Annotated in this window: 20 protein-coding genes, 1 tRNA gene and 1 pseudogene; 16 read left to right on the plus strand and 6 right to left on the minus strand. The window is 58.1% G+C overall.

From position 1 onward, the window contains the following. The first annotated feature begins 14 nt into the window (after window positions 1-14). Both BQ8482_RS16255 and BQ8482_RS16260 read left to right on the plus strand, forming a co-directional pair. Window positions 15-1406: a TadA family conjugal transfer-associated ATPase gene (locus BQ8482_RS16255; protein ID WP_123148581.1), complete on the plus strand. Its 1392-nt coding sequence runs from the start codon at window positions 15-17 to the stop codon at window positions 1404-1406. Next, a complete protein-coding gene (locus tag BQ8482_RS16260) occupies window positions 1406-2377 on the plus strand; it encodes a type II secretion system F family protein (RefSeq protein WP_123148582.1) in 972 nt (323 codons plus the stop codon). The genes BQ8482_RS16255 and BQ8482_RS16260 overlap by 1 nt, the downstream gene beginning before the upstream one ends. Before the next feature lie 84 nt (window positions 2378-2461). Here the strand turns inward: BQ8482_RS16260 and BQ8482_RS39290 are convergent, their stop codons facing one another. Next, the gene (locus BQ8482_RS39290) at window positions 2462-2692 is read right to left on the minus strand and encodes a hypothetical protein (RefSeq protein ID WP_244602836.1); all 231 of its coding nucleotides are present in this window, start codon (window positions 2690-2692) and stop codon (window positions 2462-2464) included. Between the two features lie 24 nt (window positions 2693-2716). Between BQ8482_RS39290 and BQ8482_RS16265 the strand changes: the two genes are divergently transcribed. From BQ8482_RS16265 to BQ8482_RS16275, 3 genes are read left to right on the plus strand one after another with little or no spacing between them, the layout of a single operon-like run. Then, window positions 2717-3346, plus strand: a complete 630-nt coding sequence (locus BQ8482_RS16265; RefSeq protein WP_244602837.1) for a type II secretion system F family protein — start codon at window positions 2717-2719, stop codon at window positions 3344-3346. A gap of 56 nt (window positions 3347-3402) precedes the next feature. Beyond that, window positions 3403-3948, plus strand: coding sequence for a tetratricopeptide repeat protein (locus tag BQ8482_RS16270; RefSeq protein WP_165848595.1), 546 nt, complete (start codon window positions 3403-3405; stop codon window positions 3946-3948). A 9-nt stretch (window positions 3949-3957) separates the two neighbouring features. Beyond that, a complete protein-coding gene (locus tag BQ8482_RS16275) occupies window positions 3958-4482 on the plus strand; it encodes a prepilin peptidase (RefSeq protein ID WP_123148585.1) in 525 nt (174 codons plus the stop codon). 127 nt (window positions 4483-4609) lie between these two features. Here the strand turns inward: BQ8482_RS16275 and BQ8482_RS40905 are convergent. After that, window positions 4610-4675 (minus strand): annotated as a pseudogene (locus BQ8482_RS40905) (sunset domain-containing protein); the annotation flags it as partial. A 730-nt stretch (window positions 4676-5405) separates the two neighbouring features. On the opposite strand from BQ8482_RS40905, the gene BQ8482_RS16285 reads away from it, so the two are divergent. From BQ8482_RS16285 to BQ8482_RS16305, 5 genes are all read left to right on the plus strand, one after another. Further along, the gene (locus BQ8482_RS16285; RefSeq protein ID WP_165848596.1) at window positions 5406-6392 is read left to right on the plus strand and encodes a phosphatase PAP2 family protein; all 987 of its coding nucleotides are present in this window, start codon (window positions 5406-5408) and stop codon (window positions 6390-6392) included. A 438-nt stretch (window positions 6393-6830) separates the two neighbouring features. After that, window positions 6831-7784 (plus strand): glycosyltransferase family 2 protein, encoded by a 954-nt coding sequence (locus BQ8482_RS16290; protein WP_123148587.1) that lies wholly within the window; start codon window positions 6831-6833, stop codon window positions 7782-7784. Further along, a complete protein-coding gene (locus tag BQ8482_RS16295; protein ID WP_123148588.1) occupies window positions 7784-9472 on the plus strand; it encodes an ArnT family glycosyltransferase in 1689 nt (562 codons plus the stop codon). Before BQ8482_RS16290 ends, BQ8482_RS16295 begins: the two co-directional genes overlap by 1 nt. A gap of 17 nt (window positions 9473-9489) precedes the next feature. Next, window positions 9490-10707 carry a glycosyltransferase gene (locus BQ8482_RS16300; protein WP_133254779.1) on the plus strand — a complete coding sequence of 406 codons (1218 nt, stop codon included), beginning with the start codon at window positions 9490-9492 and terminating at the stop codon, window positions 10705-10707. An 8-nt stretch (window positions 10708-10715) separates the two neighbouring features. After that, window positions 10716-11447 (plus strand): class I SAM-dependent methyltransferase, encoded by a 732-nt coding sequence (locus BQ8482_RS16305; protein ID WP_208867729.1) that lies wholly within the window; start codon window positions 10716-10718, stop codon window positions 11445-11447. Here the strand turns inward: BQ8482_RS16305 and BQ8482_RS16310 are convergent. Beyond that, window positions 11444-12217 carry a lysylphosphatidylglycerol synthase domain-containing protein gene (locus BQ8482_RS16310; RefSeq protein ID WP_165848597.1) on the minus strand — a complete coding sequence of 258 codons (774 nt, stop codon included), beginning with the start codon at window positions 12215-12217 and terminating at the stop codon, window positions 11444-11446. The genes BQ8482_RS16305 and BQ8482_RS16310 overlap by 4 nt on opposite strands. A gap of 140 nt (window positions 12218-12357) precedes the next feature. Further along, the gene (locus tag BQ8482_RS16315) at window positions 12358-13176 is read right to left on the minus strand and encodes an FkbM family methyltransferase (protein ID WP_165848598.1); all 819 of its coding nucleotides are present in this window, start codon (window positions 13174-13176) and stop codon (window positions 12358-12360) included. 495 nt (window positions 13177-13671) lie between these two features. On the opposite strand from BQ8482_RS16315, the gene BQ8482_RS16320 reads away from it, so the two are divergent. After that, entirely contained in the window at window positions 13672-14655 is a 984-nt protein-coding gene (locus BQ8482_RS16320; protein WP_244602840.1) for an SMI1/KNR4 family protein, read from the plus strand. Between the two features lie 156 nt (window positions 14656-14811). On the opposite strand, the gene BQ8482_RS16325 is transcribed toward BQ8482_RS16320, so the two are convergent. Further along, the gene (locus tag BQ8482_RS16325; protein ID WP_123148593.1) at window positions 14812-15183 is read right to left on the minus strand and encodes a hypothetical protein; all 372 of its coding nucleotides are present in this window, start codon (window positions 15181-15183) and stop codon (window positions 14812-14814) included. A 104-nt stretch (window positions 15184-15287) separates the two neighbouring features. Between BQ8482_RS16325 and BQ8482_RS39295 the strand changes: the two genes are divergently transcribed. From BQ8482_RS39295 to BQ8482_RS37735, 4 genes are all read left to right on the plus strand, one after another. Further along, window positions 15288-15491, plus strand: a complete 204-nt coding sequence (locus tag BQ8482_RS39295; protein WP_280178839.1) for a DUF6471 domain-containing protein — start codon at window positions 15288-15290, stop codon at window positions 15489-15491. A gap of 539 nt (window positions 15492-16030) precedes the next feature. Then, window positions 16031-16714: an outer membrane protein gene (locus BQ8482_RS16335; RefSeq protein ID WP_123148595.1), complete on the plus strand. Its 684-nt coding sequence runs from the start codon at window positions 16031-16033 to the stop codon at window positions 16712-16714. 144 nt (window positions 16715-16858) lie between these two features. Then, on the plus strand, window positions 16859-17164 hold the full coding sequence (locus tag BQ8482_RS16340; protein WP_244602838.1) for a hypothetical protein: 306 nt from the start codon (window positions 16859-16861) through the stop codon (window positions 17162-17164). 243 nt (window positions 17165-17407) lie between these two features. After that, window positions 17408-17710, plus strand: a complete 303-nt coding sequence (locus BQ8482_RS37735; protein ID WP_133254782.1) for a hypothetical protein — start codon at window positions 17408-17410, stop codon at window positions 17708-17710. 208 nt (window positions 17711-17918) lie between these two features. On the opposite strand, the gene BQ8482_RS16345 is transcribed toward BQ8482_RS37735, so the two are convergent. Beyond that, a tRNA-Arg gene (locus tag BQ8482_RS16345) sits at window positions 17919-17995 on the minus strand. Window positions 17996-18144: 149 nt separating this feature from the next. Here BQ8482_RS16345 and BQ8482_RS16350 point away from each other — a divergent pair. Then, entirely contained in the window at window positions 18145-18438 is a 294-nt protein-coding gene (locus BQ8482_RS16350) for a DUF768 domain-containing protein (RefSeq protein WP_123148596.1), read from the plus strand. The last annotated feature ends 135 nt before the right edge of the window (window positions 18439-18573 follow it).

The following is an 18573-nucleotide window of genomic DNA, read 5'->3' on the forward strand; positions in this document are numbered from 1 at the left end:
CGGGGAGAAGCGTCATGCTGGGGCGATTCATCAAGGGATCAAGCGAGCCGCGGGTCGAGCCAACGCTCCAACCGACAGCGGCGGTGTCGCCTGTCGTCCCTACGCTTTCCCCAGCCTCCGATCTAGCGCCGCATGGCGACGATTTCCTGACACTCAAGGTCGATCTCCATCGTCACCTGATCGACCGCTTCAACCTCGCCGTCCTCGAAACAGCGTCCAAGGGCGAGATCCTCAACGAGATCCGACCGATCGTGCGCGAATTCGTCCGTGGTCGAAACGTGCCGTTGAACGCCCGCGAACTCGATCAACTGACCAGCGACACGGCCGACGAGATGCTTGGGCTCGGGCCGATCGAACCGCTGCTCAAGGATGACTCGATTGCTGACATCCTGATCAACACCCACAACCGTGTTTTCATCGAGCGGCGCGGCGTGCTCGAGGAGACATCGATCCGTTTCCGCGACGAGGCGCATCTGCTGCGTGTCATCAACAAGATCGTCTCGGCGATCGGCCGACGCGTCGATGAATCGGCGCCGATGGTGGATGCGCGGCTGGAAGACGGCTCGCGCGTGAACATCGCGGTGCGGCCGATCTCGGTCGATGGACCGCTGGTGTCGATCCGCAAATTCTCCAAGAATCCCTATTCGCTCGAGCGCCTGATGGCGTTCAATTCGATTCGCCAGCCGATGATCGACCTGATGCGCATTGCCGTGCAGGCGCGCAAGTCGATCCTGGTTTCGGGCGGCACCGGCAGCGGCAAGACGACCTTGCTCAACGCGCTGTCGAGCTACATCCCGGCCAAGGAGCGCCTGATCACCATCGAGGACGCGGCGGAACTGCAGTTGCAGCAGCCGCATGTCGGCCGGCTGGAAACGCGTCCGCCCAATGTCGAGGGCAAGGGCGAGGTTCGTCAGCGCGAATTGCTCAAGAACGCGCTGCGCATGCGGCCCGATCGCATCATCGTCGGCGAGGTGCGTGGCGAGGAGGCCTTCGATATGCTGCAAGCCATGAACACCGGCCACGAGGGCTCGATGACCACCATCCATGCCAACACGCCGCGCGATGCAATATCGCGGCTGGAACAGATGGTCGGTATGGCCGGCATGCCGATGACCCATGAGTCCATTCGGGCGCAGATCGCGTCGGCCATCGACATCATCGTGCAGACACAGCGCCTTTCAGACGGTGGGAGGCGGGTCGTCTCCATATCGGAACTGACCGGGATGGAAGGCAATGTCGTCCAACTCCAGGAAATCTATCATTTCGTTCGCCGGGATTCGACTGCCGAAGGTAAGATCATCGGAGAATTTCGCGCGACCGGCGTCCGCCCGCGTTTTGCCCAGGAGGCTGCGACGCTCGGCCACCACTTCGCCAAGGATGCCTTCAATCCGCAGGTGCCGCTCTAATGCCGACCGGCCAGACGTTGCTTTACTTCATCTATGTACTTGCGGCCGCGTCGATGATCCTTGCCGCCGAATCCCTCTATGTGTCTTACGCGGCGCGGCGCGTTCGAGCCGGTACGATCAACCGTCGTCTCGCGCGCCTGGCGGAGGAGGCACCTGCCGAAAAGACCCTTCAAGGCTTGCTCCGCGAACGTGGGCTGACGGATTCGGGCGATTACATCTTTGGCTTGGTCGCTTTGAACCGGCTCTACACACAATCCGGCATTACCGGCAATCCGCTGGCTTTCGCAGCAATGTTCCTTCTTGGCGGGCTGGTGCTCGGGCTGGTGCTGCCATTGCTTTTTGGCTTCTCCACTGTCGTGGCGCTGATCGCTTTCCTGCTGGTGGGATTTGCGCTGCCGCTTCTCGTCCTTCGGCGCGCACGCAATAAGCGTATCCTGAAATTCGCTGCCCAGCTTCCCGATGCGCTCGACATGATCGTGCGTTCGCTGCGTGCCGGTCACCCGACGACAGTTGCTATCGCCCTTGTCGCCCGTGAAATGCCTGACCCTCTCGGCACCGAATTCGGCATTGTTTCCGACGAAATCACCTTTGGTCTCAGCATTGAACAGGCAGTGCGGAAACTGTCGCAACGTGTAGGGTTTGAAGGTCTCCATCTGCTTTCGGTATCGCTCTCGATCCAGGCCAAGACAGGCGGGAACCTCACTGAGATCCTGTCGAACCTCTCATCGGTGCTGCGCGAGAGGGAGAAATTGCGAATGAAAATCCGGGCGCTCTCGGCCGAAGGCCGGATGTCGGCATGGATCATTTCCTTGTTTCCGCTGGTCATGTTCGGTCTGCTTATGGTAATTGCACCGAGCTATTACGGCGACATATGGAGCAACCCGCTCGTCATGCCCGCATTCCTGATCTTCGGACTGTGGGCGTTGCTGGGTGACTTCATCATGTATCGTATGGTCAACTTCGATTTCTAACGGGAGCGTGACATAGACCTGTTTTCGAACACGCAAGGTTTGAGCCTTTTGGTCTCCATTGCCGTTTTCCTGGCGGCGATGGCGCTATTCCTGTTCGGAGCGTTTGTCTTCAGGCCTGCCCTTCAGACCCGCAAACTGGTGGCGCAAAGCTTGCGTTCCGAGGGGATTGCCGACCGCCGGTCCCTTGCTGGACAGGAACAGCTTGCCAAGATTGCGGCACAGCGCCCGGTCGACGCCTATTTCCGATCGGTCGAAAAGGAGCGAGGCGAGCCGAATGCCCTTGAGGCAAAGCTCTTTCGCGCAGGATTCTATCAAGCAAGCGCGCCCCTGATGTATACATTGTCGCGTTTCGGCGCTGTCGCTGTCGGCTTTCTCGGATCATACACAGGGTTGGTTGCGGTGGTGCCGCCGCAACTACCAGGGTTCCTGACATTCGCAGCTGCTGCTTTGTTTGGCCTTGCTTGCCTCGTCGTTCCGAGCGTCGCCCTCGATCGCTTCGAGAATGCGCAGAAGGAAACTTATCGTCGCGGCTTTCCCGATTTCATGGACATGATGATCACCTGCGCCGACGCCGGCATGAGCCTCGAGGCCGCGGTCGAGCGCGTGAGCCAGGAACTGGCCGGTACCCACAAATGGCTCGGCATCCAGCTAGCGATCATGAATCTGCAACTGCGCGCCGGTAAGCCGCTGCGCGAGGGTCTTCGAGATCTCTCCGATCGTCTTGGTCTGGAGGAGGCGCGGGCACTGTCGATATTATTCCGGCAATCGGAGGAACTTGGCACCAGCCTGACGGACGCGCTGCGCGTTTACAGCGATGAAATGCGCGGCAAGAGAATTCTTCGCGCTGAAGAGCGCGGCAACGCATTGCCGGTCAAAATGATGATCCCGTTGGGGGTCTGCGTCTTTCCGGTTGTCCTGATGATTGTGCTGTTACCGATTATTGTTCGAATGAAGGGCATTTTCTTCTAGGCAGGTATGTGCTTTGGTCGAAAATACAGAGTCGGGGGACTCTTTTGAGGGACAAAATGACAGGGACAATGCGCCTCGCAGCCGTAGCCGGTTTGCTGCTTATCGTGCTTTCCGGCTGTCAGACGGCTGATACCAGCGGCGTCGTCCGTACCAATGAGCCCTCAAAAGGTGACGTGACAGCCTTTGGCGATGCCTTCGACGGGCTGAAGACGGTCAGCGACGTCGAATATTATGCCTCGGACCGGGCTGTCGCCGAAGCCAAGAACCAGTTCCGCGCGGAAAACTACGGCAATGCCGGCGCCTTGTTCTACAAGGCGACGCAACTGGCGCCCAATGATGGTGGTGCCTGGATGGGTCTGGCCGCCTCTAGCGATCGCATCCGCCGCTTCGATCTCTCCGACCTGGCCTATCGCCAGGCCTTCCGGCTGGTCGGCGGGACGCCCGAATATTACAACAATGTCGGCTATTCCTATCTGCTGCGCGGCAAGCTGCAGGACGCGCGCAGCAATTTCCTCAAGGCTTATGAGCTGGCGCCCAACGATCCGACCGTGGCCAACAATCTGCAGCTCCTGTCGTCCAGCGTGAAGAATCTCGAGCGGTAAGGCTATCGCATGTTGCTCTCCGCATCGCTGCTGCTGAAGGGACTAGCCATTCCTTTGCTGGCAAGGATCGCCTGGCTCGACTTCACCACCCAGAAGATATCCAACCAGAATGTGCTGCTGCTGCTTTGCCTGGGGTTGGGCTCGCTGACGCTCCTGTCCGTTCAATCCGGGTCGTGGTGGGACTTGGGCCTGAGTGCGCTTGCCGGTCTTTTGCTGTTTGTTGCGCTGTTTCCGTTCTGGGCCCTGCGCAAGATCGGGGCCGGCGACGTCAAGCTGATGGCGGTGGTGCCGTTGCTGATCGGCGGCAGCGGCCTCGTCGTATTTTCAGTGCTGCTGCTGGTTTTCGCTCTCGCCACGGCGATGGTCGTCAAAAATCCGCTCATGCTGCCCGCGGGCATCTTCCGCCTCTACGTTCAGCACCTGGACCGCAAAGGCGTTGTGCCGTTTGGCGTGCCGATCTCGCTCGCAGCGATCTGCACGATAGTGTTTCAGGTCTACGTCACCTTGATGCCCTATCCCGGTCCGGCGATCTGACCAGACAGGAATTGCCGCAACTGCTTGGACAACCTCAACGCCCCGGATGGCGATGGCGATGTTCGGCCCGGCCTAGCCGGCGAGCGACCGACGGTTATTCCGAACCGATTGGCGAGGCTAACGGCGCTTACCGTCGCGCTTTCCGCCATCCGGCCGCCTGAGCATCGGCCTCAGAACAAAACCAGCGCTCGCCCTTTCCAGCGGAGAGGTGACTTGCGCGGGGATTTTACGCGGTCTGAAGCTGGTCGGCAGAACTCGCGCCTGACATCGCTATCAACCGTCCAGCGGCGACCGCGGCCAAAACTATGAAGGCAGCCGTGACGGTAAGGAAGATCGAGGACGCGAGAACAGTCCCGTCCTGCACATAACAACTTGCGAATTCCATAACGCTCTAACCCTTAAACCCACCTAATCCCGATCCAGCGGCCCAACACCCGCTCTGCCAATTAAGCATGATCTTGATTCAAGAGAAATACAAGTGATCGCTAATGTCCGGCACTTTCGGACCAGCGGAGTACGAACAGCCGCACTTCGCGCCGGTTGCGGGGTTGTTGGTTCGATCTCGTCTCACGTGGTTGCTACCGCGCGTTTGATAGGGTCGACCCGACAGCCGCTGCGGAGTAGGCAACCGACCGCCGGGCCTAACCGGCGGGGTGTGGGCGTGTCCGCCGGCTGAGACGAGTGCGTTAACCCGAGTTCGAAGTTACAGTTGCGTTTTGCGGTGACCGGTCGCATTCTCCCGCCGGGGCGGGATTCCATTTGGATTTACTGAAGAAGCTCTTGATCATTGTGCTTGCTGGCGCCGGCGCCGCCGGAGCCGTAGCGCTCATTGAACGATTGGTTCTTGAGCCCCCAAGGCCCGCCGTGATGGGCGATCCGCCACCACTCCCAATCATCAAGGAAAAGCCGGTTCGAAAATGGAGATGGCGCCTGACATAGCCGCTAAACCGGCTCGAATGACTGCGTCGGTGAAGCTCGGGATATTCTGCCTGATCTATGCCGGCACCGCGGCGCTGCTGTTCCCGGAATCATTCCTGGCGGCTTTTGGCGAAACCCGTTTGCGGCTCTACTACCTGCTGATGCCACTGATGGTGTTTCTCGGCCTGGCCATCGCCGGCGTCATCAACCGGCCGCGATCGCCGCTCGGTTTCGTTCGAGACAAGTTGGCGGCGCGCGGCATCGGCGCTACGTCGACCATCCTGATCTTCATGGCCTGCGTCGCGGCGTACACCGCCTACAAGCACGACTTTTCCGGCCTGGTGACCTTCTTCGCCGATCCGCTATTCGCCCGCGTTGACGCTGCCATCCATTTCGGCGATCCCTGGCGCTGGGCCCGTTCGGTGCCGGTCCCGCCGGCGCTCGACCGGCTGCTCTACGTCCTCTATTCGCAGCTCTGGCTCATACTCCTTGCCGGCGTCGTGGTGTTCGCGGCGTGGCTGGAGAACGCCGCCGCCCGCCAACGCTATTTCCTGGCATTGACCACAACCGCGATCCTGCTGGGCGTCGCCGTCCGCCTGCTTGGCTCGTCGGCCGGGCCGATCTTCTACGACCGCATGTTCGGCGGCGATCGCTTCGCGGACCTCATCACAGCGTTGAAAGCAAGCAATGCCGGGCCCGATACGCTCCGGATTACCGACTACCTGTACTCTTCTTATACCGACAACGTGACCGTCGTCGGCAGCGGCATCTCGGCCATGCCGAGTTTCCACGTCGCCATCGTCACCTTGAACGCGCTGTTCCTATGGAGCCTCAACCGCTGGGTAGGCGCCATCGCATGGCTCTATGCCGCGGTAATCCTGTTCGGATCTGTCTATTCGGGCTGGCACTATGCCATTGACGGCTATGTATCGATCGCCGCGGTGCTGCTGATCTGGAGATGGGCAAGCCGCAGAACATATAACTGGCTATAATCCGCACAAATCCGCCCGGTCTAGAGCCTACAATTGTGCGAAATGGTTAAGGACGGGGATTCTACTTACATTTTCATTGGCTTATGATGTGGGTGAACGGTCGCTTCACCGATCTCTGCGCGGACTTGGCTTCGGCGGTTGGCTCCTGCGGAAGCGGCGCCGGCAGCTGATACGGAACAAGCGCGCTCTTGTCACTTGAACCCGACGTCAACCCCACCGAACAGGGGTGCTGGGTGTTCCCATCGGTGTCCGGGACCGTTGATCGGCGGGGCCAGTCTGAAGCGATTCGGGCGCCAATGGCAGGTCAAAGGTCAGCATCAACAGATGCCTTTGTCGCCACTGGTTTTGTGGTCGGTTAACCAGAAGTAGCCCCGCCGCATTGCAAAATAAAGCGGTTGGCCTATGATGGTATCAGGGCATGGGGGAGAAAATCTTGGCATGAAACTGGTTATCCAGATTCCCTGCTACAATGAGGCAGCGAGTCTTGGAGCAACCGTTACGGCAATACCGCGCGAGATCGACGGAATAGACAGCGTCGATATTCTCGTGATCGATGACGGCAGCACCGATGGGACTGCCGAAGTTGCGAGAAGCCTTAACGTGAATCATGTGGTTAGCCACCGCCGCAATCGGGGGCTGGCGGCTGCGTTCCAGACAGGGATAGATGCCAGCCTTCGCGCGGGAGCTGGTATTATTGTCAATACCGACGCTGACAACCAGTATCATGCGTCGGACATAGAGCTGCTTATCGGGCCGATTCTACGCGGCGAGGCCGACATCGTCATTGGCGACCGCCAAGTCGGCACAAATCACCATTTCTCATCAGGCAAGCAGGCCCTGCAGCGCATTGGCACTGGCGTGGTCCGCCATTTGGCGGGGGTCGACATTCCCGATGCAGTCAGCGGATTTCGGGCGATGAGCCGCGAGGCGGCGATGCAGATCAATATCGTTTCGCGCTTTTCCTACACGACGGAAATGCTGATCCTGGCTGGCCAGAGGCGGATGGCAGTGGTGTCGGTGCCTGTCCGGACCAACGCGCCGATGCGCGGATCGCGGTTGTTCAAAAGCATACCTCACTTTATTTTCAATACCAGCATCACGATCGCGCGGGCCTATGCGCTTTACAATCCGCTGAACACATTTCTGCTCATCGGCAGCTCGATCGCTTTGATCGGAGCATTGCCGGTACTTCGTTTTCTGTGGCTGTTTCTGGCCGGGAACAGTAGCGGCCACATTCAGTCGCTGGTGCTTGGGGGCGTGCTGATCATTATCGGCTTCATCACTTTGCTTTTCGGGATTGTCGCCGATCTCATCGGGCGCAACCGGCAAATGCTCGAAATGGCTCTTTTCAAGCTACGGAAAATCGAAGAGCGACTGGACCGAGTCGAGTGATGACGAGTCTGGCCGGCCTTCTTGACGCAAAGCCTGAAAGTCCTGTCGGGGTTGGCCGACGGACAATTCTTTTCCTTTTCGGCACAATCGCCGCACTGCAACTGGCGACGGCACTCTTTCGGGAAGTGAACTGGGATGAATTCCATTTCCTGTCGCTGGTTTTCGAGTACAGGCGGGCTTCGCTTAGCCTTGCCCTGCAGACGTTTCACGTCCATCTATTTTCATGGCTGGTGCTGCTGCCGACCGACGAGATAGGCACGATTGTCGTGGCGCGTTGCCTGATGTGGCTTCTCCACCTGGCGACGCTCTGGTTCCTCCTGAAAACAACTGAGAGCCTCCTTTCCGTCCGCGGAGCTTTGTGGGCGACGTTACTTTACGCCACACTGGTCTTCGTGATGCAGCACGCGACGAGCTTCCGCGCCGACCCGATCATCACCGCGCTTCTCATGGGCGCACTCTTCGGGCTGACTCGCGACCGCCTGCCCCTCGGAGTGCTGACCCTTTCTGCGCTGGCAGTGACGCTTGCAGGATTGATCTCGATAAAATCGGTCTTCTATGTTCCTATCATCATAATGGTCGCAGTGCTGCGGCTGGTACGCACCCACGACAAGATGTTGCTCCGCAACATGGTCATCGCGCTCGCCATAGCTGTCGTGGCATTCGCAGGTTTGTTTCTTTGGCACGCAACGAGCTTGGCGCAGAGTGGATCTCCGGCCAAAAACACGCTAACCACCGCCTACAACAAGCAGCTCGTCGACAACGATCTCTTCCACGGGGCCCGATTTCTGCTGTACTCGCTGGTTGGGAGCGCGCCGCAATGGTCTGTGATCGGCGCTGGAATAGGCTTGGCTATTGCGCGTGTGATCAAGACTCGAAGTGTGGAAAGGCTCCACGCATTGACTATACTGAGCTTCACTTCGCCGCTGTTGCTCATTGCCTTCTATCGAAACAGCTTCCCCTATTTCTATGTGTTCATGATGGCACCAGTAGCGGTGGTCGTGGCGTTGATCGCGGATGAGCTACGCGCCCTGTCGAAAATTGCTGGAACACTTCCCGTGATATTCGTCGCCTTGGCAGTAGTGCAGGCGGTCTCAGAACTTCAGCGAGACCAATCGGCCCAGCAGTCGCTGATTTCGGCAGTGCATCAGATCTTTCCGGAACCAGTGCCCTATATTGCTCAAGCGGGCGTTATCGTACGCTATCCCAATGCGGGATTTCTGATGAGTACCTGGGGAATTGAACAGTATCGCAATCGTGGAGAACCGGTGCTCCTACATGCGATTAATGAAAAAAAACCGCTCTTCGTCATCGTCTCCGGCCCGGCGCTCTCAGCCGCGCTGGAACCCGACACCAACGCTGCAAAGCCGGGCGAGGAATTGCTACCAGCGGACATAGTGGCGTTGAGGGAGAACTATCTCCGGCATTGGGGTCCAATTTGGATCGCGGGAAAGCAACTGCCTGCGACGAGCGGCATGGAAGCTGCATTCGCACTCACCATTCCGGGACCATATACAATCACGGCGGATGCGCCGGTCCAGATTGACCAGCAGCTAGTCCATCCGGGCGATGTTGTCGAACTCGCTGTCGGCATGCACACCTATCGAGGAGGAACGGCCGCGTTACACCATGGACGAAACCCGCCAGTTCCCGCGCGTGGGCCGCCAACGTTGGTCTTCACCGGATTCTGAACGGAGGATCTCCTAGCTTGCGCGTCCTGATCTCTACGTCAACTTTCCCCCGCTTTCATGGCGATAACGTCACTCCCTTCATGGCCGATCTGGTTCTCGCACTCGCCTCCAGAGGAATAGAATTGGACGTGTTGGCCCCGCATTCTCCTGGCAGCAAGAAGATCGAGGACTTCGGCAACGGCGTTACCGTTCATCGCTTTCGCTATGCCTGGCCTGAAAAGGCGGAGAACATCTTCTATGGCGCGGGAGCCCTCGAAAACCTCAAGTCAAAGCCCTTAAAGGCGATGAAGCTACCATTCGTCGCGGTCGCGCAAGCCGCTGCTACCTATTGTCTCGCCAGATCGCGTCGTTATGATCTGATCCATGCACATTGGGTGATCCCGCAAGGTATCACGGCATTACCTTCCTGCCTCGGTCGAACGGCTCTCGTCGTCACTGCGCATGGCAGCGATGTCCTCGGTTTGCAGGGACGCCTGCCGATGTGGGCGAAACAGCTTGTCGTGCGACACGCCTCATTCCTGACAGCTAATTCTGTCGCGACGGCGAATGCCCTTCACACGCTGAGCGCGGACCCAGATCGCGTCGAGATCGTTCCGATCGGGGCGTCTCTACGGCCTGCCGAGACGACGATCCCTGCCGGGAGAGATGGATTCGCCGATGAAGCAAGCCCACTCCTGCTTTTCGTCGGAAGATTGATCGACTGCAAAGGAGCAGACGATGCGGTCGCGGCTCTCGCGTTGCTGCAAAACCGTCTACCGCACGCAAGACTCGTTGTCGTGGGCGACGGTCCGGAACGGCAAGCGCTGGAGGCAAAGGCGGCGTCTCTCGGGATCAGCGACCGCATACTGTTTACCGGCTGGCTGCAGCCGGCGAACGTTATCTATTGGATGCGCAGGGGCGATGTGCTGATCATTCCTTCCCGCCGTGCGGTGGATGGAACAATGGAAGCACAGGGCGTCGTGCCGCTCGAAGCAATGCTTCACAATCTGCCTGTGATTGCTTCGCGATGCGGTGGTCTTGTCGATATCATACGACATGAGGAGACGGGGCTTCTGGTTGCCGAGCGATCGCCAGGAGAAATCTCGGACGCGGTGGAGACGATCGTCACAAACAAGGATTTCGCGACACGCCTCTCTGCCCGTGCCAAGGAATGGGTTTTATCGGAGGGTACGATGGCCAGGACGGCCGAACGATTCCACGAGATTTATCAGCGGGTTTTATCGGTCGGAGGGTGAAACCATCAATGCCCTCGCCAAAAAATGACTTTGGGCAAACGAATGGAAAAACGCCGGAGCTGATTATGACATTGCGGGCATGGGCAAGAAGGAGTGGGCTAGCGGGGCCGCTGATTCGGCGCGCATATTTTGCGCTGGCCGCGCTGAAATTTCGGAATTCTGCTGATTACTGGGAAAGGCGCTATGATGGCGGCGGCACATCAGGTGCCGGTTCAGTCAACCATCTGGCGCGGTTCAAAGCCGATTTTCTCAACCGCTTTGTAGCAAATCACGAAATTCGCTCGGTGGTCGAGTTCGGCTGTGGCGATGGAACGCAACTGACCCTGGCAGAATATCCCAACTATCTAGGGCTCGATACTGCACCTTCAGCTGTCGCATTATGTCGGAAGCGGTTTGCAGGTGATCCAACGAAACAATTCGAACTTGTCGATCACGATCCCGGTCGGCGCGATCTGGCACTGTCACTGGATGTAGTATATCATTTAGTGGAGGATGAAGTGTTCGACACCTACATGCACCACCTGTTCTCTGCCTCCGATCGGTTTGTTATTTTGTATTCCAGCAATTCAGCCGAATCGACCCCGGAACCGCACATCAGGCATCGCGTATTTACCGACTGGATCGAGGCCAATCGACCGGAATGGAAACTTTATTCGGTGATGCCGAACGCTTATCAGCTCAATCCGCGCGATCCCGACAATACATCCTTTGCCGATTTCTACGTATACAGCCGATCCTAGCCAGACGGCCGCCTCAATCGCCTCGTTCCTACAATGAAAATTGCGAGCAAAAGTAAGCCGAGCACTACGGCGATTCGGTTGGTCCCAGCAATCACGAAGCCTGCGGCGGAATCGATATTGGCAAGAGGCGACAGCAACGCAGTTATCGCCTCAGTGACGCCCAAGCCTGCCGGAATGAAAGATGTGACTGTTCCGATGATCGAGGCGATTGAAAAGGTTGAAGCCTGATCAAAGCCGAGGCCGATCCCGAGCGCCTTTGCCGCCAGACAGAGCCGGATGGCTTCGAGGACCAGTCCGGCAAATTTGACCATCAACGCCGAAGCAATCAGTCTCCAGCCGGTGCGGAGGCGCGCAAAGAAGACGATGCTGCCCCCAATGAACAGCGACCCGCATGTGACAAAGCCCGCGCCAATTTTGATATGGCCGAGCGCAAGAAGGAAAAAACCCGAATAGCCGAACGCAGATCCAAACCACAAGGCCATGAAGATGACAATCAGGCTGCCTCCGAGTTTCAGCCCGATCCCGTAGACTCGCAGCGCCGTAGCACGCGACAGCAGGCCGGCCGGCAAAAAAAGCATGTTGGCGGCACTCGAAAAAACGCCTATTTCGAACGCGCTTGCCCAGGCAATGTTCTTCCCCCCCATTGCCGCCATGATCTGGAGTTCGACCGCGTTGAGTCCCGCTGTAGCAGGGACTGCGATCAAGACGAGGAAGACGAATGGAGTTGCGTTAAGCCGTTCGATCAGGCCGGGCATGCTGTGCAGGGCCAACAGCAGCCCTCCCGCAAAGATCGATATCGCCACTATGAGTCCGAGATTTCGAATGAACGCACGGTGGGAGGAACCCCAGTTGAAAATCCGGGCGCCTAGCATGGTGAGCCCAGACCCCACCAACCTTGCTTTGACCGAATTCAAGAGCAGTCGCCCCGCACCGCCACGACATGATGACTGCGCGCATGATCGGATGGGGACCGGTCCGTGAGTCGGGTCAGCCGATAACCGGCTTCCATCAGTGCCTTCGTGGCGCGCCTCACCCCCTCCGGCGCGAAATCATGCATCTCGCAAATCACGACTGGATATGTTTCCAGCGTCTTTGCGGCACCCTGCAGAGCATCGGCCTCGCCTCCTTCAATATCTATTTTTATCACATCGGGGCGTGGATAACCTTCGGCAACGAGGCTGTCGATCGATCTGACCTGTACGCTTACGGGATCAACGGCTTTCTCCCTGGATTCGATCAACCTCCCCGACATCGCACCGCCCCTAACGTCGAAAATCCTTGTTTCGTCCGTAGCGCCTATCGCGAATTCGTGGAGCGATACATTCGGGACGCCGTTTTCCAAGGTCCGGCGGAAATACTTTAGGTTGATTTCACCGGGCTCGAACGCAAGCACCCGGCCCGCTGGCCCCACAATCTTAGATGCTATCAGCGAATGCAGACCGATATTGGCGCCAATATCGTAGAAAACCGCCCCGGATTCCAGATAGCGATGGAGCAGGGCAGTGACTTCTGGCTCGTGATTTTTCGGGTTGGTTGCGTTCCAGTGCAGCATCGGGTTGAAGAAGAGGTCATACCCGTTTGGCAGCTTGACCTGATCGATGCTTCCCTTGGACGCCCGCTGCAGAACCCTGCCGAAGCCGAGCCTATCCAGCAAAAAGCGCCTGCCAGCGTGGGGAACTATATTGCCGAGAACGTTTATCAGATGAAATGCATGCTTGATAGTATTCATTGATGCCCTCTGGAAAAACATGCTCATTTATCAAATTAGGCGACGTTATCTTCATTTTAGTGGAAGCTGAGACAAAAGTCACCTTTATAGGTGGCCAGGACATCAAGACCCGTGTCGGGCGTTTATCGCGGCGACGGCAATTGTTAGCTGATCGCACGTTGTCCGGGTCGCTATCGCCGGCCAATGAGGGAAGGAGCATTTTTCAACACGGGCCAAATAGGGCTATCTGGCCGCTGATTGTACCGGCCGTCTGCCTCGCAATGGTGGTGACTGAAAATGTATGTGCGTGACCTCATCGGCAGGAAGTCAGAAAAATCTGCTGCGATCTAGAAGCAAGGTAACGTGGGAAGGATACCTCTCCCGTGCCGCAAATCCGGACCGCCCCCCCGATGCGTCTGTCGCGATCATCGCTCGGTCGGCGCCTTTATCTCCTCGCGCGCCGGGTTGCGCTAACTGCTTATACCAAATCAGGGAAGGGGCTATGAGTCGCTATTGGTGATCTCTGGTATAAGTGTCTGCTATGAAGGTAATCATGGACAACCGTTACCCGCCAGACTCGGACGTCGTCTGAATGGCGGCAAACGAATTCGGGCCGAGACCTGCGATGCCTTCAGGGCTTGTGTGGCGGCGCCGATCAATCGCGCCGGAATGTCCGTGATGGATCGGAGCAGGCGCAATGTGCTGATCGGTGCGTCTATCTTCGGAGCCCTGAGCCTTGCGGGGTTGCTTCCTACCATGTGCGCAATGCGGCAAATCAGGACAAAATCCCCCATGGCCGAAACCAGTCGTCCCAAACGGCCGCCGGGACAGGCGAAGCCGTTGCTGGAGGAAGATATCGCGCCGGTGCTTGCGCGCCTTGATGCCTGGTATGCTGCCCATCTGCCGCCAGACAAATATGTGTTCAATCCGCCGGCCACGGACGCGCAACTGGATGCTTTCGAGCGCCTGATCGGCCTCAAGATGCCGCGCGCCTATCGCGACCTATACCGATGGCACGACGGCGAAAACGACGACCGTCGGGGCCATATCTATGGGCATCCGCTGCTGCCGCTGCATCAGGCAGGGGCGCAATGGAAAGCCTGGGTCGATGTGCTCGCCGATTTCGGCGGCAATCGCTATGAAATTCCCGGAGGGGCGTGGCCTGAACACGCGGTTGACCCGGCCTATATCAATCCGCGATGGATACCGCTGACCCATGATGGCTCAGGCAATCATATCGGTCTCGATTTCGATCCCTGGCTCAGCGGTCGCGTCGGCCAGGTCATCCTCTTTGGGCGCGACGAAGACGTGAAGGCGGTGCTTGCGGAATCCCTTGGCAAGTTCCTCGAGTGGATCGCCGGCCTGCTGGAAAGCGGCAATTTCAGATTGGAAGCGGCGGAAGAGCCAGTGCTGCGCCGGTTCCGATTGAAAGCCCCCCCATCAAACGACTTCCACGAAGGCGCACGAAGCCTTCTGGGCGCACCTGGCCCCTTCCTATGACGGCACGTATTTCGGTGACGCACGTCCGTGCGAAGCGGGATAGGCATAGCATCGTGACTCTGCAGGGTTGCAACTTGGTATTAGCCCTTGCCAGTGAGATCGAGACGAGGAATATAATCCTTCGTTGCGGCGACCACGAAACCGAGATCGCAATTCTCAAAGGGCGATGTGGCGCTCCAAAAACTTAAAATCGGTGGCTTCGGGTCTAGGCGTGCCGTTAGCGTTCATCGGGTTAAGCCGGTTGACCGTCTCAAAAATGGCCTTCGCAAGCGCTTCGCCCTCATGGACCGGCTCAGGACCATAGAGCAGCAGGAAAGCTTCTTCGCTCGGCAGCACGCCAGCGGGGCATGTCTGTTCAATAGCCATGCGAACCAGTTCGAGCGCGGCCCAGTCATTGCAGATGTTATCTTGGGCTTCCTCGCTGAGATGGTCGGCCCGACAGCCGCTGCGAAGTGGGCAACGACCGCCGGGCCTAACCGGCGGGGTGTGGGCGTGTCCGCCGGCTGGGACGAACAATAGCCGTTTCATTCAGAATTGCTAATTTAGTAAATGATCATGATCCGCCCCCCTAGCCACCAAATGGGACGGATGCACCATCTTTGATATGTCGTATGCCGCGCTAACCGAAGAAACTGACCAAACGCGGCGCGCATGAGGGCGAGCGCAATCTGGCGAACAAAATATGCAGAGGTACTTTTTCCGCTGCCTTTTTCATGATGTGCATGGACGTGATCTGCGTCCGGCCAAGTCAGCCTGGAAGTTTAGCACAGGCCCAACGGGCCATGCTCTTCATCGGCGGGCGAGGACACCCAGGGCAGCCGTCGGTGGAACTTTAGTAAATCCTAATGATTGTCTGTGACCAGCGGGCACGACCTCCGTTGCCCGCTGCAAGATCGGGACGCAAACCCGATCGGGCCCGCGCTCTCCGCCAGAGGCGCGGGCTTCTTGCGTTTCAATTCACAGGCTGCAACGGGTCATGCTCTTCCGCGGCATGGTGAAGAACCTGGCCAAGGTCGCGCATGTCGATCGACTGCTTGCAGATGGGACATTGCAATAAGTGGTCGGCTTCATCTCTCGGCTTCCTGTCGTGTGGCCTTCCAATGTAGCCAGTGGCTTCGTTGTCGGTCCGGATCTTCATTGACCTGCAAATTGACGATGCCGGTTTTGTTGCCCGCACCGTGTATTTCTGGAACCTAATATAACCGGAAGGATTGAATCGCGGTCTGTGTATTCATCAAAGGCGCGCGCAGGCTGTTGTATTTTCGCCACTGGATAGTTCTATTGCGGTCTGGTCTGTTTCGATGACTGGACCGAAAACTCAAAGCAGCATACGAGCGAGTATCTCTTTATTCCTCTTCTAATCAAGGATGGTTTTATGTACCGACTGCTTCTCGCTTCAACCGTCCTGCTCTCCTTGGGAAGTGTCGCACTTGCTGCTGACGCTGTGTATTCCGATCCGGTCGTGGAAACGCCGGTTTCGGCCTATAACTGGTCGGGCTTCTACATCGGCGCGCATGCAGGATACGCTTGGGGCGATTATACGCTGTTCAGTAATTCTGGCGACGGCCCAAATGTAGATGTCGACGGTTTCGTGGGCGGTGCAACTATTGGCTACAACTGGCAGTGGGACTATTTGGTCCTTGGCATTGAAGCTGACATCTCGAATGGCCCCGATGGAACCACTTCCCAAGGTACCGCAGGACCAGTTTGGGGTTGTATTACAGGCGATTGCAACGCCGAGATTGAGTACTTCGGCACGGTTCGCGGACGTCTCGGTGTCGCATTCGACCGCTGGCTTGTCTACGGCACGGCAGGTTACGCTTACGGAGAAGTTGAAGGGGGCATCGAGAACTCCGATCAACAGGGTGGCGGATCGGCCGACGGATGGGCCGCTGGCCTCGGGACGGAATTCGGCTGGACGGAACACTGGTCGACGAAGGCTGAATATCTGCATGTTGATCTGGGCGATATCCCATTCGGCACAGGGGTTGGGACCGAGGATTTCGAAGGAGATGGCGACTTCGACGTATTTCGTTTGGGCGTCAATTACAGGTTCTGAGCGCAACCAGCTTCAGGGGCCCGGCCTAGCGCCGGGCTATTCCGTTCTCGAAGTTTAAAAACTGAACAGCTCGGCCAGTATCCTCCTGGGCCTCGACCTTGGCGTTTTTCCTTTTGCGTCATGTTGCCGGCCGGCCTGGAAGGGATGGTATCGAAGCGTCGAGACAGCAAATATCGCAGCGGACCGACTACCAATTGGCTGAAAACAAAATCCTTCACCGAAAGCGAGTTTGAACTTCTCGGCGTCGAACGCGAGAGGGGCAAGCCGGCCTTCGCCCTGATGGCCGAGCCGGGGACCCGCAAGTATGTCGGCAGTGCCTTCGTCAGCGTCAATCGCGAGATACGGGAGCGGCTGTGGAAGCGCGTCCAGGAACATGCCGGGCCACCGCCAAGGACATGCCAAAGCGGCCGGCAACGCAGTGGGTCAAGCCGGGGACCAAAGCCCGCGTAAAGCATTTAAGGGGCGAGGAAGACCTTCGGCACGCCTCGCTGCAGGATTTTTGGGATGAGAGTTAGCGCGCCCTTCTGCACTCGGCGCCGTCAGGTTGAGCATTCATGAGATTTGAGGTCTATTAAGGGCGCCTTACGTGGAAGGCGGGGAGTCTGATGCACAACGTCTGCAACGACATCGACGCCCTATGACGACATCCAATCGTTGATCAACAGAGAACCGATTTGGTGGGATAGATACGGCGTGCCGCGCTATGTCCCTTTCCGTCCAGGCGGGTCCAGCAGAGAATGCATCCTCGTATTGGCTCGGGCTCGCGGTGGTCCCGAATACCTACAACTGATATGCGGCTACACCGAGCAATTCGAAAGAGCCGAACAAATAATCCGACGCCAGTCTCTTCCGATAGAAGAACCACCAGCAGGTCTGCACGCCAAGAACGGCGATGTGAGCGCAGAGGGAATTAAGGTGCTGGAATATTGGCGGCGCGAAACACCGTTGCAGCAGTGGCAGCGATTACTGGAGTTTGAAATCGACCTGATCGATTGAGGGAGCTCCGGAGGTGCGCAAGGTAGGCGCTTGCTAGGACCTGAGATCAGGAATATAATCCTCCCCTTCGCGGCGAGCCCTTCAAACGGAGATCGCCATGCCCCAAAAGACCCTCGCCGACACTCTGGCCGCCCGCACGGGGCGACGGAAGCAACGTCTACTACGACAGCGGTTTCGGCAGCGCGGTCCAGAATGGACCGTGACTGAGTGGTGATCCCGACAGGAATCGAACCTGTGACCTACAGATTAGGAATCTGCCGCTCTATCCTACTGAGCTACGGGACCACGCGGCCCGACACATAACCGCTTCGGACCGTTTCGCCAAGAGGCAGGCTCGATGCAATCGGCCGGTTGCGAGTAGATCGCAAAGATGCGCTGGGGATAGCGGAACTTCGGATCACCGCCGCGCTTTAGTGTGCCGAAGGAGATGCCGCATGAGTGCTACGAAAGAGTTCTTTGAAACCTGGCTCCAGGAGAACGTCGGCGACCTGCCCGCTGAAAGCGAGGTGAGCGTGGCGGTCCTGGCTCAGCAATTCGAACAGGATGCCGACGCGGCCGGCTATGGTCACGAGGTGCGCGAAGACGAGATCGGCGACATTGAAGAGGCTATTGCGGAAGCCCTGAGCAAGGCCAGGGCAGGCGCAGAGCCGCAGGCTGCGGCCGAAGAGAGTGATCCGGCGCCCGTCATGGAGGCGCTGGAGGTCGACGACCCGAAGAGCGGACCATAGCGGTCAAGGCACCATCGATTGATTTTCGCATAGCCTCATCCCACCGGTTGCGGCTCCCCTCTACATGGCAGGGCTATCGCATATTGGTAAGTACCCCCTCACCCGGATTGCCAACCGAATTGCGAAGGGCAATTC

The sequence above is a fragment of the Mesorhizobium delmotii genome (genome assembly GCF_900149755.1).
Classification (GTDB): Bacteria; Pseudomonadota; Alphaproteobacteria; order Rhizobiales; family Rhizobiaceae; genus Mesorhizobium; species Mesorhizobium delmotii.

Coding starts and splice junctions, on each gene's coding strand:
- BQ8482_RS16335 (WP_123148595.1), top strand. CDS start 16,031: ATGTACCGACTGCTTCTCGCTTCAACCGTCCTGCTCTCCTTGGGAAGT.
- BQ8482_RS16290 (WP_123148587.1), top strand. CDS start 6,831: ATGAAACTGGTTATCCAGATTCCCTGCTACAATGAGGCAGCGAGTCTT.
- BQ8482_RS16255 (WP_123148581.1), top strand. CDS start 15: ATGCTGGGGCGATTCATCAAGGGATCAAGCGAGCCGCGGGTCGAGCCA.
- BQ8482_RS16325 (WP_123148593.1), bottom strand. CDS start 15,183: ATGAAACGGCTATTGTTCGTCCCAGCCGGCGGACACGCCCACACCCCG.
- BQ8482_RS16340 (WP_244602838.1), top strand. CDS start 16,859: ATGGTATCGAAGCGTCGAGACAGCAAATATCGCAGCGGACCGACTACC.
- BQ8482_RS16285 (WP_165848596.1), top strand. CDS start 5,406: ATGGCGCCTGACATAGCCGCTAAACCGGCTCGAATGACTGCGTCGGTG.
- BQ8482_RS16260 (WP_123148582.1), top strand. CDS start 1,406: ATGCCGACCGGCCAGACGTTGCTTTACTTCATCTATGTACTTGCGGCC.
- BQ8482_RS16315 (WP_165848598.1), bottom strand. CDS start 13,176: ATGAATACTATCAAGCATGCATTTCATCTGATAAACGTTCTCGGCAAT.
- BQ8482_RS16270 (WP_165848595.1), top strand. CDS start 3,403: ATGACAGGGACAATGCGCCTCGCAGCCGTAGCCGGTTTGCTGCTTATC.
- BQ8482_RS16295 (WP_123148588.1), top strand. CDS start 7,784: ATGACGAGTCTGGCCGGCCTTCTTGACGCAAAGCCTGAAAGTCCTGTC.
- BQ8482_RS16350 (WP_123148596.1), top strand. CDS start 18,145: ATGAGTGCTACGAAAGAGTTCTTTGAAACCTGGCTCCAGGAGAACGTC.
- BQ8482_RS16305 (WP_208867729.1), top strand. CDS start 10,716: ATGCCCTCGCCAAAAAATGACTTTGGGCAAACGAATGGAAAAACGCCG.
- BQ8482_RS16275 (WP_123148585.1), top strand. CDS start 3,958: ATGTTGCTCTCCGCATCGCTGCTGCTGAAGGGACTAGCCATTCCTTTG.